This window comes from Flavobacterium fructosi, assembly GCF_042787335.1.
In the GTDB taxonomy this organism is placed as follows: Bacteria; Bacteroidota; Bacteroidia; order Flavobacteriales; family Flavobacteriaceae; genus Flavobacterium; species Flavobacterium fructosi.
This window is the reverse complement of the sequence record NZ_JBHZQA010000016.1, coordinates 1-15,845: the sequence shown is the minus strand read 5'-3', so window position 1 is coordinate 15,845 and position 15,845 is coordinate 1. Positions and strand designations below refer to the sequence as shown.

General features: G+C 35.9%; 9 protein-coding genes. 5 read left to right on the top strand and 4 right to left on the bottom strand.

Annotated elements, in window-relative coordinates:
• Positions 1-16 precede the first annotated feature (16 nt).
• The 4 genes from porV to ACFX5D_RS15505 all read left to right on the top strand — a co-directional run bounded on the left by porV (position 17) and on the right by ACFX5D_RS15505 (position 4,551).
• A complete protein-coding gene (gene porV, locus ACFX5D_RS15520) occupies positions 17-1,186 on the top strand; it encodes a type IX secretion system outer membrane channel protein PorV (RefSeq protein WP_379859114.1) in 1,170 nt (389 codons plus the stop codon).
• A 79-nt stretch (positions 1,187-1,265) separates the two neighbouring features.
• Positions 1,266-1,748 carry a cytidine deaminase gene (gene cdd / locus ACFX5D_RS15515; RefSeq protein ID WP_379859113.1) on the top strand — a complete coding sequence of 161 codons (483 nt, stop codon included), beginning with the start codon at positions 1,266-1,268 and terminating at the stop codon, positions 1,746-1,748.
• A 144-nt stretch (positions 1,749-1,892) separates the two neighbouring features.
• Positions 1,893-2,891: a pyruvate dehydrogenase (acetyl-transferring) E1 component subunit alpha gene (pdhA, locus tag ACFX5D_RS15510; RefSeq protein ID WP_379859112.1), complete on the top strand. Its 999-nt coding sequence runs from the start codon at positions 1,893-1,895 to the stop codon at positions 2,889-2,891.
• 7 nt (positions 2,892-2,898) lie between these two features.
• A complete protein-coding gene (locus ACFX5D_RS15505; RefSeq protein ID WP_379859111.1) occupies positions 2,899-4,551 on the top strand; it encodes a pyruvate dehydrogenase complex dihydrolipoamide acetyltransferase in 1,653 nt (550 codons plus the stop codon).
• Positions 4,552-4,607: 56 nt separating this feature from the next.
• Here ACFX5D_RS15505 and ACFX5D_RS15500 read toward each other — a convergent pair whose 3' ends face one another.
• Positions 4,608-5,840 (bottom strand): glycosyltransferase, encoded by a 1,233-nt coding sequence (locus ACFX5D_RS15500; protein WP_379859110.1) that lies wholly within the window; start codon positions 5,838-5,840, stop codon positions 4,608-4,610.
• 121 nt (positions 5,841-5,961) lie between these two features.
• On the opposite strand from ACFX5D_RS15500, the gene ACFX5D_RS15495 reads away from it, so the two are divergent.
• Positions 5,962-6,543, top strand: a complete 582-nt coding sequence (locus ACFX5D_RS15495; RefSeq protein WP_379859109.1) for a MiaE family protein — start codon at positions 5,962-5,964, stop codon at positions 6,541-6,543.
• A gap of 71 nt (positions 6,544-6,614) precedes the next feature.
• Here ACFX5D_RS15495 and ACFX5D_RS15490 read toward each other — a convergent pair whose 3' ends face one another.
• The 3 genes from ACFX5D_RS15490 to ACFX5D_RS15480 form a co-directional block, all read right to left on the bottom strand.
• Positions 6,615-8,486 carry an OmpA family protein gene (locus ACFX5D_RS15490; protein WP_379859108.1) on the bottom strand — a complete coding sequence of 624 codons (1,872 nt, stop codon included), beginning with the start codon at positions 8,484-8,486 and terminating at the stop codon, positions 6,615-6,617.
• 18 nt (positions 8,487-8,504) lie between these two features.
• On the bottom strand, positions 8,505-9,422 hold the full coding sequence (locus ACFX5D_RS15485; protein WP_379859107.1) for a PorP/SprF family type IX secretion system membrane protein: 918 nt from the start codon (positions 9,420-9,422) through the stop codon (positions 8,505-8,507).
• Between the two features lie 62 nt (positions 9,423-9,484).
• Positions 9,485-15,403, bottom strand: coding sequence for a gliding motility-associated C-terminal domain-containing protein (locus tag ACFX5D_RS15480; RefSeq protein WP_379859106.1), 5,919 nt, complete (start codon positions 15,401-15,403; stop codon positions 9,485-9,487).
• Positions 15,404-15,845 lie beyond the last annotated feature (442 nt).

The following is a 15,845-nucleotide window of genomic DNA, read 5'->3' as shown; positions in this document are numbered from 1 at the left end:
CAATTTTTATATAAAAATGAAAAAAATAGCTTTACTTTTTATCTGTTTTTTTATAATTTTTCTTGCAAAAGCGCAGGATAGGGTTATTACAACAGGAGTTCCGTTTTTATTAGTTTCTGCAGATGCAAGAGCTGCAGGTATGGCCGATGTTGGAGTTTCAACTTCTGCAGATGCCTTTTCACAACAGTGGAACCCGGCTAAATATGCCTTTGCAATAGACAAACAAGGTTTTTCGGTGAGCTACACTCCTTACCTTACTGACTTGGTAAATGATATTTCACTGGGACAATTGACGTATTACAACAAACTCAATGAGCGAAGTGCCTTTGCTACAAGCTTACGTTATTTTGGTTTAGGTAATATCGAACTTCGTGAAACAGGTAATCCTGATGAAGTACCCAGAATCGTTTCTCCAAATGAATTTGCTTTTGACGGTTCTTATTCATTAAAACTGAGTGAGCGCTATTCTATGGCAGTAGCCGGACGTTACATTCATTCTAGCTTAAAAGTGGCAGATCAGAATGGAGATGCAACGCCTGCCAGCTCATTTGCTGTTGATGTTGCCGGTTTTTATCAATCTGAAGAAATTGCTTACAATGAATTTAACGGAAGATGGAGAGCGGGATTTAACATCCAGAATTTAGGTCCGAAAATAAGTTATGACAATTCAGAGCTTAGTACGAATTTTTTACCAGCCAATTTAAAAATAGGAACTGGATTTGATTTCATTTTTGATGAATATAATAAAGTAGCTTTAAACCTGGAATTCAATAAATTATTAGTACCCACTCCACAAAATCCAGATTTAAACGGAGACGGAACAGTAACCTCGGAAGAACGAGCTCAAAATTTTGAGGATTATCGCTCTATCGGATGGGTTTCCGGTGTGTTTAAATCGTTTGGAGATGCTCCAGATGGTTTAAGTGAAGAATTAAAAGAATTCACGTATGCCGCAGGTGCTGAATATTTATATCAAGATTCATTTGCAATGCGGATGGGATATTTTCACGAAAGCCCACAAAAAGGGGCACGTCAGTTTTTCTCGCTTGGAGCAGGATTTAAATACAACATCGTAAAAGTGGATGTATCGTACTTGTTTTCAGCCTCGAAAGTCAAAAATCCATTAGAAAACACACTCAGATTCTCCCTTACTTTTAATTTCGGTGACAAGTACGATGAATATTAGTAATATTAAAAATTTTAAATAACTATAAATCCAAATTTCATCTTGATGAGATTTGGATTTTTTTTCCTCAGAAAAAAGAATGAAAGAAATTTCCATAACAACTCAGTTCACAGTTTTCGATTCCGCTAAAGAATTACCAGAAGATGTTTACAGCCTAATGGAAGAAGCCGTCGCCATCAGAAAAAAAGCCTACGCACCATATTCAAAATTTAGAGTTGGCGTAGCTATACTTTTAGACGACGGACACATTGTTCTAGGTTCAAATCAAGAAAATGCCGCTTATCCTTCAGGACTTTGTGCTGAAAGAGTCGCTATTTTTTATGCTGGATCAGTCTATCCGGAAGCAAAAATTTTAAAAATAGCAATTACTGCCGCTTCAGATACGAATAAAACAACTACTCCCATTCCTCCCTGCGGTTCCTGTCGACAATCTATCGCAGAATATGAATTAAAACAAGACACCCCAATAGAAATTTACTTTATGGGCGAAGAAGGCGAAGTAAACAAATCCGCATCCCTAAAAAATTTACTTCCATTCATGTTTGACAAAAAATTCCTTTAAAAAAACCAAAAACTACGCTATAAATTTCACTTCTTAGATGTAATGTCTTATTTTTGCTTTTCGCAAATTTGTGTGAGGAAACTATTTTGCGTTATAAGTAACATTTTATAACACAATAACGCTTAAGCAAAAGAAAAAATCCAAATGAAAGAAGTTACAAAAGAGGTTTATTTAAAGTGGTATGAAGACATGCTGCTTTGGAGAAAGTTTGAAGACAAACTTGCAGCATTATACATTCAACAAAAAGTTAGAGGATTTCTACACTTATACAATGGTCAAGAGGCAGTTCTTGCAGGTGCTTTGCACGCAATGGACTTGTCAAAAGACAAAATGATTACGGCATACCGAAATCACGTACAACCAATAGGAATGGGTGTTGATCCTAGACGCGTAATGGCAGAACTTATGGGTAAAGTTACCGGAACTTCAAAAGGTATGGGTGGTTCTATGCATATTTTCTCCAAGGAGCATCGTTTTTATGGTGGACACGGAATTGTTGGAGGTCAAATTCCAGTAGGAGCTGGATTAGCATTTGCAGACAAATATTTTGAAACGGGAGGAGTTACTATGACCTATTTTGGTGATGGTGCAGCTCGACAAGGTTCATTGCATGAAGCCTTTAATATGGCAATGTTATGGAAACTTCCAGTCGTGTTTATCGTAGAAAATAACGGCTATGCGATGGGAACTTCTGTAGAGAGAACTGCTAATCATACTGATATTTGGAAACTAGGTTTAGGATACGAAATGCCTTGTGGACCAGTTGACGGAATGAATCCGGTAAAAGTTGCCGAAGCAATGACAGAGGCTATCGATAGAGCTCGTCGTGGCGACGGACCAACATTCCTCGAAATGAAAACTTACCGCTATAGAGGGCACTCTATGTCTGATGCGCAATTATATCGCACAAAAGATGAAGTGGAAGAGTACAAAAAAATTGATCCAATTACTCAAGTTTTAGATGTAATTAAAGATCAAAAGTATGCTACAGAAGAAGAGATTGAAACTATTGATCAGAGAGTTAAAGATTTGGTTGAAGAATGCGTGAAATTCGCTGAAGAATCACCTTATCCTGAAATTCAACAATTATACGACGTAGTGTACGATCAAGAAAACTATCCATTTTTACCTCATAAACTATAAATCAATTATGGCAACAATAATAACAATGCCTCGTTTGAGCGATACGATGACGGAAGGAACGGTAGCGACTTGGCTAAAAAAAGTAGGTGACAAAATCAGCGAAGGCGATATCCTTGCAGAAATTGAAACGGACAAAGCAACAATGGAATTTGAATCTTTCAACGAAGGAACACTTTTGTACATAGGAATTCCTGAAGGAGAAACAGCGCCAGTTGACTCTCTCTTAGCAATAATAGGAAATGAAGGTGAAGATGTTTCAGCTTTAATCGCTGGAAAAGCAACTCCCGCAGCAGAGGCTAAACCTGAATCAGAAGAAACAGCAACTGCTCCTGAAGTTAAAAAAGAAGAAACTAATGCAGCTCCTGCAACCGCAACCAGCCCTTTACCAAAAGGAGTAATCGTAGTTACAATGCCCCGTTTAAGCGATACAATGACCGAAGGAACTGTGGCTACCTGGTTGAAAAAAGTAGGTGATAAAGTTGTCGAAGGTGACATTCTAGCGGAAATCGAAACTGATAAAGCTACAATGGAATTTGAATCTTTTAATGAGGGAACATTATTGTACATAGGAATTCAAGAGGGAAATACAGCTCCAGTTGACAGTCTTTTAGCCATCATTGGACCTGAGGGAAGTGACATTAAAGGTATTGCCGAAAATTATAAAACTGGAGGAGCTCAACAAGCCGCTGCTACAAATGAAGAAGTAAAATCGGCATCTGCTGAAAAAGCAGAACCAATTCTACAAGAAGCATCAACGGATGGACAAAGAATTTTAGCATCGCCCTTAGCAAAGAAAATTGCAAGTGACAAAGGAATTCAATTGACACAGGTAAAAGGTTCTGGTGAAAACGGCCGTATCGTAAAAAGCGATATCGAAAACTTTACTCCTCAAGCTGTTTCTGCTCCGGCTACTACAACATCTACACCAGCAAAAACAGAAACTGTGGCTGCACCAAAAGTATTTGTTCCGGCAGGTGAGGTTTTTACAGAAGAAATCAAAAATTCGCAAATGCGAAAAATTATCGCTAAACGTTTGGCAGAATCTTTATTTACTGCACCTCATTATAACTTAACAATTGAAGTTACAATGGATGAAGCGATGAAATCAAGAGCAATAATAAACAGCGTTCCTGACACAAAAATATCATTTAACGATATGGTTATAAAAGCTTGCGCAATGGCTTTGAAAAAACATCCAAAAATTAATTCCCAATGGAAAGAAGATGCTATTACCATCAACCATCATGTGAATGTTGGAGTAGCTGTTGCTGTTGAAGACGGATTAGTAGTTCCTGTACTGAAATTTACTGATGCTATGAGCTTATCTCAAATTGGCGGAAGCGTAAGAGATCTTGCCGGAAGAGCTAAAAACAAAAAATTATTGCCAACTGAAATGGAAGGAAGTACTTTTACTGTTTCTAACCTTGGAATGTTTGGAATTGTTGAGTTCAATTCTATTATCAATCAACCGAATTCTGCCATCCTTTCAGTAGGAGCTATTGTTGAAAAACCAGTGGTTAAAAACGGTCAGATTGTTGTTGGTAATACCATGATGCTTTCCTTAGCTTGTGATCACAGAACAATTGATGGTGCAACTGGAGCACAATTTTTACAAACATTGAAACAATTTATAGAAAATCCCGTTACAATGCTTGCGTAACAATTTGATTTTTAAAATACAAGTCCCGTCATGTTATAAAACTTGGCGGGATTTTTTTATTTGTTCTTAGCCTCAATCCAACGAGACATATATTTTGTACTGTTCATCGTATGATGTTGCAACATTGCTCCAATAAAATTAATAAATCGGTGTTGGTGCAAATTAGCTTCCAAAAAAAGTATTTGCTTTTTGAAATCTTCCACAAATAGTGCTTTTAAATAAAGCTGATTGATAATAGTTAATCCGTTATATTGCGCTTCAATCCAAAGTTTTTTTTCATTGTATAACTGTACTGCTTCATCCGCAAAAACTTGTGGAATATCCGTAATAGCACCATTCCACGGCAAATCACCATGCATTGATTCGGCTCCAATAGCAGTTGTTACACTCGGCGTTCCACATTGCATCGCTTCTATCAATTTTCCTTTTACACCCGCGCCAAAACGTAATGGTGCTAAAACAACACGAGCCTTACAAACCACTTCTTGCGCTTTGGCAGCACGACCTTTTATTAAAAACCCTTCTTTTGTTTGATGCAATTGCAGCACTTTTTGCGATGGATATGCACCATAAATGTTCAAAACAGCTTGAGGAAGTTGTTTCCTAATAAGAGGCCAAATGGTCTCCTTCAGATATTGAACGGCATTCCAATTGGGCTCATGAAGAAAATTTCCGATAAAAATAAAATCTTTTCTTTCTTCATAGACTGGCGTTTTATCGAACGTTGTAACGGTTATGGAATCCAATAAAAAAGGCAAATAATACAATAGCGCTTTATCAATTTTAAATTTAGTTACAAGCACTTCGATTTCAAATTCAGAAATCATTAAAGAAAGATCGCAACGCAAAATACTGGCAACTTCACGTTTTGCAACCTCTTCTACCATTAAATCTGCAGTTTGAAACAACCGATTTTCTTTGAATGCTTTTTGCCGTGCTAAACGTAGACAGTGTAAATCTTCTGTATCTAATAATCGCAAGGCATTTGGGCAATTTTCAGTAACTCTCCAACCAAATTGCTCTTCCATCATAAAACGGTCAAACAAGACAATACTCGGATTCAACTCTTTAATAAAGACATCAAAACTAGAACAATTTAAAGCAATCGATTTTTTATCGACACCATTTTCTTCTAAATCAACCATAAAATCACTGTCTTGAGCCGGACTAGCAAAGGTAATGTTATATCCCTGTTCTTTGAAAAGTGAAATCAATTGAAGCATTCTTCCTCCTGCCGCAGACGAATTAGGTTCAGGCCATACAAAACCAATAATTAAAAGTTGTTGCACTTGATTGTTTTTTGAATAAAATTATATTTGCAAAATAATACTATTTTAATTGCAATTCCTTCGTTTTGAATAAAAATCAGGAAGAAAACACTAATTTTGCAAGCAAATAAATTCCAACATCATGCTAGGTTTAAAATTAACCACAGACCCACGCTGGGTAAATATAGTCGAATCAAACATAGAAGAAATCTTAACAGACCATGCGTGGTGCGAGCAAAAAGCAGCATCAAATGCGATAAGTTTAGTGACTTATAATTCTGAATTAGAGGAATTGGTTACCGAAATGTTAATTATTGCAAAAGAAGAATTAGACCATCTACAATTAGTTCATAATTTAATAAAAAGCAAAGGTTTAACTTTAGGTAGAGAACGCAAAGACCATTATGTAAATGAGCTTTTTAAGTTCATGAAAAAAGATGGAAGTCGAAGAGATGCGCTATGTGATCGTTTATTATTTTCAGCTATGATTGAGGCGAGAAGTTGCGAACGATTTAAAGTTCTTTCTGAAAACATCCAAGATCCCGAGCTAGCTCAATTTTATCGTGATTTAATGATTTCAGAAGCTGGGCATTATACCACTTTTATTGGTTTTGCCAAAAAATATGCAGATAACGTTGATGTTAATAAACGTTGGCAAGAATGGATTGACTTTGAAACTTCAATTATTGTTAAGTACGGAAAAACCGAAACCGTACATGGGTAATATTCTTGGTAATAGTTATAATAAAAGGATGTCCAAAAATGGACATCCTTTTATTATAATTTATTTGCTTATTATCTGATGATCATGAATTCTGAACGTCTGTTTAAAGCATGTTCTTCTCCAGTGCATTTCTCTTTGCAATCTACTTTTAGCTCTGATTCCCCAAAACCTTTACCTGTAATTCTTTCCCCGCTAATCCCTTTTGAAATGATATATGCAACGGTGGATTTAGCCCTTTTTTCCGAAAGGTCAAAATTATATTTATCAGTACCTCTAATGTCGGTATGAGATTTTACATATATCTTCAACTTATCATTTTGAGACATTACATAGACCAATTTATCCAATTCCGTTGCACCTTGCGGCGTAATATCACTTCTGTTGTAATCAAAATAAATTGGATTTAATATAATTTCTGTTTCTGTTACAGTCATTTCAATCGGATCTATATACATATCCATAGTCGTACGAACTCCTTTTTCAATCTTGCTAATAGGATAAGATTTAGTGACAAATCCATCTTTATAAACATCGATAGAAAATTGTTTTTGGCAATCAGTACTATATAATGCTTTTCCATTATCGTTAGTTCTCTTTGTATCTAAAACATTTTTATCAGCATCTAAAAAAACCACTCTGGAATTAGCTACTAATGCATTTGTTTTCGAATTTTTTATGATAGCAAGCATCTCTGATTTACATACTGGAATTGCATTATAGATATTATCTACACCTGCTCTATTACTGGATAAATACCCTATGTTTTTTTCTTTATTAAATGTAAATGAAAAATCGTCTTTTTCTGTATTGACAGGACTCCCCATATTGTAGGATGAATCATTTTTATTAAAATCTACATAAAAAATATCTAATCCACCAAAACCCATTAGACCATTTGAAGAAAAATATAAAATGCCATCATCAGATATAAATGGAAAATTTTCGTCACCAACTGTGTTTATTTTATCTCCTAGATTCTCTGGAGTTCCAAAAGTACCATCGGGATTAACTGCTACTTTCCATATGTCCGTACCTCCTATTGAGCCAGGCATATTAGATGCGAAATAAAGTGTTTTTCCGTCTTTATCTATGGACGGATTTCCCGTAGAATAATTTTTACTATTGAATGGAAGCGGAAAAATTACTGCCCATTTTCCATCATCCTTATAGGCCCTGTACAAACTAACTTGTCCAAATTTTAATTTTTTTGAATTGTCTTTCACAAATAATTTTTCATTAAAACTTTCACTTGAAAAGTAAATCGTCTTCCCATCTTTAGTCATCGTTAACGGCCCTTCATGATATATAGTGTTTAACTCAGAAATTCCAGTTGGTTCTGAATACGTTCCATCTATTTCATTATAGTTGCACTGATATAAATCTAAAAAGGGCTCATCATTCCATCCATAAATTTTACTTCCTTTACCTCTTGCACTTGCAAAATAAAGAGAATTACGATAGAGAACAGCCCCAAAATTAGATTTTTCCGAATTTACAGTGATTCTATTTATATCAAATAGCTTTTCTATATTTTTTAGCTTCACAAGATAATCAGGATTATTGTTGAATTCTATTGCTCTTTGATCATTAGGTGACATGGCAGCAAAAACTCTCATTTGTTTATCTGATTCTAGATATTTGCCATTTGATTTTAACATCTGGGCATAATTATAATGGTTCTTTGAATCTTGTTTAGATTCTACTCCTTTTAAATACCATTTTTCTGCTTCAGCAGTATTAGACATATTATAATAACAATCCCCTAGTTGTTTATAAACGTAAGAATCAGAAGTACCTTTTTTAACTAAAGACAGATACTCTTTAGCGGCTAAACTATATTCATAGCTGTCAAAAAGTCGATCAGCACTCTTTGTATCTTTATTTTGTGCAGTTAGTGAAATATTAATTAGCACCAAAAATAACAGTATAGTAATTTTTTTCATTAATTATAAAGTTTAATATTAGAAAAATCTTGGAGAACGTGACACCTTTTTAGCCGTAAATAGATCATACAGCAAAATAAATTCATGAGAAGAAGGAGTGGTCACTTTCAGATCTGAAATAATATGGTCATAGGCATAGCCTATTCTTAACTCCGGTGTAACGGCAAAATTTACCATTCCGCCAAAACTATCCTGCAACCTATAAGTAGCACCTATTTCGAATTTTTCTTTATATAAGAAATTGGCAGAAAGATCTAACGATGGGCTTACATTAAATGCCGATTTCAACATAAAAGAAGGTTTAAATTTTAATTCATAGTTGACATCAAAAATATACCCACCTGTCAAAAAATAATGGGACACATCTGAACCATATTCGCGTCCGTTATAATCTAAATGGGCTGATTTTGATAGATTTGGAATTGAAAAAGCAACATAATAATTTTCTGTATAATAAAATGCCCCTACACCTAAATTTAATGATGCGTCATTTATATCTTGACCAAAAATACCTTCTGAAGGATCTGGTAAAGAAGATTGAATATCTCTCAGACCAACTTGATGAAATGACACACCCGCTTTTATTCCCAATGCCAATTTGCTCGTCTCATTTAATCGCAAAGTATACGAAAAATCTCCAAACACATTCTGTTCAGTTATAGGTCCAATTTTATCTGATATAAAAGATAAACCCAGTCCAACATTATTACCAACTGGCGCATGTCCAGAAAAAGTAAAAGAAGTTGGAGCATCTTCTATATTAACCCATTGTTTTCTATACAATGCTCCAAAAGAAATACTTTCTTTCGAACCTGCATAAGCAGGATTAACGACATTCATATTATACATATATTGGGTATAATGAGGGTTCTGTTGCGCGTTTGAATCTATATAGGCAATAAGAACTAAAAGAGATATCAAAAATATTTTATTCATATTGATTTGTTTTTCGTTTTATTCATCCAAAAGATATTCATGGAATTCAAAAATAAATTAATTTATTGTTTTTCTCTGATTAGATATATCCAACCTGTTTTTGATTGACCTCCATTAAGCTCAATTACATAATAATATGTTGCACTTGGCAGATCATCACCTTTGTCTGACTGTCCTTTCCATTGGTCTGTATAATTCGATTGACTGTAAACTTTTATACCATATCTATCAAATATCTGCAGTTTTTTCACATCCATTAATTTTAAATCGAAGTTGTCATTCGCTCCGTTACCATCAGGTGAAATTCCTTTTTGAATGTTACAAGTTATAGTTTCGACTGTTAGTCCTTTTATAGTTTGACAACCTGTTGAAGCTGACGTTACTGTTAAAGTATAATTTAAAGGGAAAATTTCTTTTTCAGAAGTTGAAGCAATCAAATTCGAAACATTAAAAACATTAGAATTTGTCCCTACAGTTATACCTGCACTATCTTTCCATTCATAATCAATATGATTAGGATCATATGAATTAGACAATGGAGTAGCTGTTAACATATAATCTTTATCTACACACTCTCCGTTAATTTCGAATTGAATTTGTTGAGGAATTGGTTTTATTGTCAAAGCTGCACCCTTAATATCACATGCAGTGTTATTCTTATATCGGACGCTTATTGTATATGTACCTGAGACAACGTTTGTGAAAAAAGGACTGTCTTGAAACCCATTTCCAATACTGTACTCAGCGCCTGTTTGATTAACAAAAGTGATTTCTCCAGTTGAATTAGTACAAGTTGGTTGTTTATTCGTCGTTGCCGATGGTATTGCCGGAACTGCAGTGATACTTAGAACAACTTTAGTTCTGGCTGCGCTTAAACAATTTCCAACGGAAGATTCTGCAAAATATGTTGCCGTCCCCACACCTACTTGAGTAGGACTTGATACAACAATTCCACCTACTGAGGCAGTATACCATGTAATTGTATTCCCAATAGCGGTTGCTGTCAAAGTTTGAGTTGTTGTTCCATTTGAGCAAACTGTCTGATCGTTAGCTATTGGATTTGGAAATACACCTACAATTGTTAAAGTAACAGCTGCACGAGTACTACTAGGGCAAAGTCCGTTTGAAGATTCAGCATAGTAAGTAACTGTACCAACACCTACTTGCTTAGGATTTGCAACTAGACTTCCTCCAATAGCAGCAGTATACCATGTTACTATATTACCAGTAGCTGTAGCTGTTAAAGTTTGGGTTGTTGTTCCATCTGTACAAACCGTCTGATTTCCGCCACTAATTGAGACAACAGGTCTCTGATTTAAAGTTAAAGTTACTGCAACACGTGAGCTGCTAGCACAAGCTGTAACATTGTTTACTGCTTCTGCGTAATAAGTTACCGTTCCTAATGAACTTAAAGTAGGGCCAGCTACTACATTTCCGCCTGCTGCTGCATCATACCAAACTATTAATTCACCTGATTGTGCTGTAGCACCAGCGGTTAAAGTCTGAATTGGCGTATTAGCACATACCGTTTGATTGCCTCCACTTATAGGAACAACTGGTAATGGATTTATTGTTAAAGTTACTGCAGTACGGGAGATACTCATACAAGGTGTTGAATTACTATCCGCTTCTGCATAATAAGTAACAGTACCTAATGAAGTCAATGTTGGGTTTGAAACTACGTTTCCTCCAGTAGCTGCATCATGCCATACCACTGTTTCTCCAACTTGAGCCGATGCAGTAGCGGTTAAGGTTTGTAATGGAGAAGAAGCACATACTGTTTGATTACCTCCGCTCATTGGAGCAACTGGAGTAGCATTTAATGTTAAAGTTACTGCAACACGTGAGCCGCTAGCACAAGCTGTGGTATTGTTTACTGCTTCTGCATAATAAGTTACCGTTCCTAAGCTGTTTAAAGTTAGATTCGTTACTTTATTTCCTGCTGTTGCTGCATCATACCAAACAATTGACTCCCCTGATTGTGCTGTAGCACCAGCGGTTAAAGTCTGAATTGGCGAAGTAGCACATACCGTCTGATTGCCTCCACTTACAGGAACAACTGGTAATGGATTTATTGTTAAAGTTACTGCAATACGAGAACTGCTTATACATGGTGTTGTATTTTTCACCGATTCAGCATAATAAGTAACAGTACCTAATGAATTCAATGTTGGGTTTGAAACTACGTTTCCTCCAGTAGCTGCATCATACCATACCACTGTTTCTCCTGCTTGAGCCGATGCAGTAGCTGTTAAGGTTTGCAATGGAGAAGAAGCACATACTGTTTGATTACCTCCGCTCGTTGGGACGATCGGTCTCGGATTTAACGTTAAAGTTACTGCCGTACGTGAGCTGCTAGCACAAGCTGTAGCATTGTTTACTGCTTCTGCGTAATAAGTTATAGTTCCTAAGTTGTTTAAAGTTGGATTTGTTACTTTATTTCCTGCTGTTGCTGCATCATACCAAACAATTGACTCCCCTAATTCTGCTGTAGCACCAGCGATTAAAGTCTGAATTGGCGAAGTAGCACATACCGTCTGATTGCCTCCACTTACAGGAACAACTGGTAATGGATTTATTGTTAAAGTTACTGCAGTACGAGAACTGCTTATACATGGTGTTGTATTTTTCACCGATTCAGCATAATAAGTAACAGTACCTAATGAATTCAATGTTGGGTTTGAAACTACGTTTCCTCCAGTAGCTGCATCATACCATACCACTGTTTCTCCTGCTTGAGCCGATGCAGTAGCTGTTAAGGTTTGCAATGGAGAAGAAGCACATACTGTTTGATTACCTCCGCTCGTTGGGACGATCGGTCTCGGATTTAACGTTAAAGTTACTGCCGTACGTGAGCTGCTAGCACAAGCTGTAGCATTGTTTACTGCTTCTGCGTAATAAGTTATAGTTCCTAAGCTATTTAAAGTTGGATTCGTTACTTTATTTCCTGCTGTTGCTGCATCGTACCAGACTATTGATTCTCCTGTTTGAGCTATCGCTCCAGCAGTCAAAGTTTGAATTGGAGTCGACGCACATACCGTTTGATCTCCAGTGCTTGTTGGAACAAGTGGTTTTGGATTAATAGTTAAGGTTACTGAAGTTCGAGAGTTGCTTACACATGGTGTTGTATTTTTCACCGATTCAGCATAATAGGTAATTGTTCCTAATGCACTTAAAGAAGGATCTGCCACTACATTACCTCCAGTTATTGCATCATACCAAACTACTGTTTCTCCTGCTTGAGCCGAAGCCATAGCAGTTAAAGTTTGAATTGGCGAAGTAGCACATACCGTTTGATTCCCTCCACTTGTTGGAACAACTGGTGTTGGGTTTAAAGTTAATGTAACTGAGATACGGGAAGTACTTGTACAAGATGTAGCATCATTAACAGATTCCGCATAATATGTTATTGTTCCTAATGAACTTAATGTAGGGCTAGCTACTACATTTCCTACTGTTGCTGCATCGTACCAAACTATTGATTCTCCTGTTTGAGCTGTCGCTCCAGCAGTCAAAGTTTGAATTGGAGTCGACGCACATATCGTTTGATCTCCTCTACTTATTGGAACGACCGGTCTTGGATTAATAGTTAAGGTTACGGAAGTTCGAGAGTTGCTTATACATGGTGTTGTGTTTTTCAACGATTCAGCATAATAGGTAATTGTTCCTAATGCACTTAAAGAAGGATCCGCCACTACATTCCCTCCAGTTATTGCATCATACCAAACTACTGTTTCTCCTGCTTGAGCTGAAGCCATAGCAGTTAAAGTTTGAATTGGTGATGAGGCACATACCGTTTGATTCCCTCCACTTGTTGGAACAACTGGTGTTGGGTTTAAAGTTAATGTAACTGAGATACGGGAAGTACTTGTACAAGATGTAGCATCATTAACAGATTCCGCATAATATGTTATTGTTCCTAATGAACTTAATGTAGGGCTAGCTACTATATTTCCTGCTGTTGCTGCATCGTACCAGACTATTGATTCTCCTGTTTGAGCTGTCGCTCCAGCAGTCAAAGTTTGAATTGGAGTCGACGCACATACCGTTTGATCTCCTGTACTTATTGGAACGACCGGTCTTGGATTAATAGTTAAGGTTACTGCAGCTCGAGAGTTGCTTACACATGGTGTTGTATTTTTCACCGATTCAGCATAATAGGTAATTGTTCCTAATGCACTTAAAGAAGGATCTGCCACTACATTACCTCCAGTTATTGCATCATACCAAACTATTGTTTCTCCTGCTTGAGCCGAAGCCATAGCCGTTAAAGTTTGAATTGGTGAGGAAGCGCATACTGTTTGATTAACTGCTGTAGGTTTTAAGGGAGCAACATGAAACTCAATTTTTACATCAGCTGTAGATACTGGACAAACCCCATTTGAAATACTCCAAGTAAAAACATAAATACCTTCTACATCAACAGATGCAGTAGATACCCCGCTATTTACATCACTAAAATTCACTATACCTGGTCCCGATTTTAATGACCATTTACCAGAACCTATCGTAGGACTATTACCATTGAGCGAAGTACTAGTTAATGAACAATTATATTGATCAGCACCCACAGTTGCAGTTGTCGGTTTTTCATCTAAGCTGATTACAATACTAGCTTCTTTGTAGCAAGGAATCAAAGCATCTGCTGAAACAACAACTGGATTCGGATCCTTAATATTATAATCAATAGCACCACTTCCATAATCAACAGAACTATTTAATTCTGGACTCAAGAACGAGTTTGTAACATTATAATTAAGCAAACTATCATCCTGCATAGTAAAGGCAAAAAATTTAATATCTCCAATTGAATAACCTATCAATGATTTTAAAACTTCTACTTCAAAACCACGATTGTAATCTGCCATTCCTAAACTACCATTATTAACCCCCATTACAGAACTAGGGAATCCTGTTGAGGCATTTCCTAATCTAATCTTAGTAGAATTCCCGGTTTTTAATTCAATAATATCTGCGAAAAAATTTGTTCCACCATTATCAGTTGAAATTGCAAGACAATAATCCGCTTGAAAATACGAGTCAAAAGTACTTGGATTATTATTAAAACAATTGAATCCCTTTGCAGAAGCAATAACATTTGTTTCATCTCCAAAATTAGTCAAATTAAAACCGCCCGGCTTCGTATCCAAAAACAACAACATGCTTCTATTGTCGCCTAATTTTCCTGCAATACCAAAAACTAACTTATCCTCAGTGGAACTAATTTTAATAGAATTAATATAACCGTCTGATGAATTCAAAGATAATGGAGCTGACAAAACATTATCCTCCAAAGCACCGCTCCCATAGGCCGTTTCACTTACGAAACCATCAAAATTAACACCATATCTCGTCCTGACGCTAACTACTTGCCCTTTTATCAGGGTATTAGTCGTAAATGTCCTATTTGTTGACATTCCTTGCTTAACAATCCTATCAACTGAAAATTCAAAAAAATCACCTCCTCCAGATGCAGTAAATTCTATCGGCGTTCCTTCACATATAACTGCATCATTTGGAAAGGCTATCAAAGTTACCGTTGGAGGAACGGAATAAACCGAAGCAACTACGGGTACTCTATTACTAAAATCAGCACCTGCATGTGTTCTAACATAATAAGTTGTGGTTTTACTGACACTTGGACTATATATAGATCCTGTATGCAAAATAGTATTAGAAGTTTGACTTGAAAACCATTCAATAATATCCCCACTACCACCAGATGCAGCCATAAACACTTTTACCGTCAAGTCAGTCTCTTCTTTACAAGCACTTCCTGCAGTTGTCAATGGGGTTGGTATTATAACTGTAGATTTTGCAGATTTTAATGTTTTGTTAGTTTTTTTAATAGTGTCCATTAAATTAACCGCCAACCGCAAATTTATTTTAGAATTATTTGAAGTTTGTTCGAAATTATTGGCATTAACTTTATTTGCTAAAAACGAAAAAAACAATAAAAATAAAAGTAATTTATTTTTCATAGAATGAATTTTGTTGTTAATACATCATTACTAATAATTCTAAATAAACGATTAATAATTTAAAAAAAAATAAAAGTAAAGTTTTATTTTGGTTTAGTCAATAAAAAATTAATATATAATTAACAATACAATAAACAAATATGACTTAAGTTTTACGCTAAGAATTAATATTTCACAAAAATATTAACAATTAAATTAGTCCACTTCTTCTATTTTTCATAAAAATTTACAACGAAAAAAATCCCCATCAAATGAATGATGAGGATTTAATAGAATCTGAAACTAATTCAGATTAAAGAAAGGCGACGAACCGAGGCATTAGCCGAACACGTCGTACCTATAAAAAAAAGAACCCCAGCTTTTTCAAGCTGGGGTTCCACAAAGAAAGGCGACGACATACTCTCCCACATAACTGCAGTACCATCTGCGCAGGCGGGCTTAA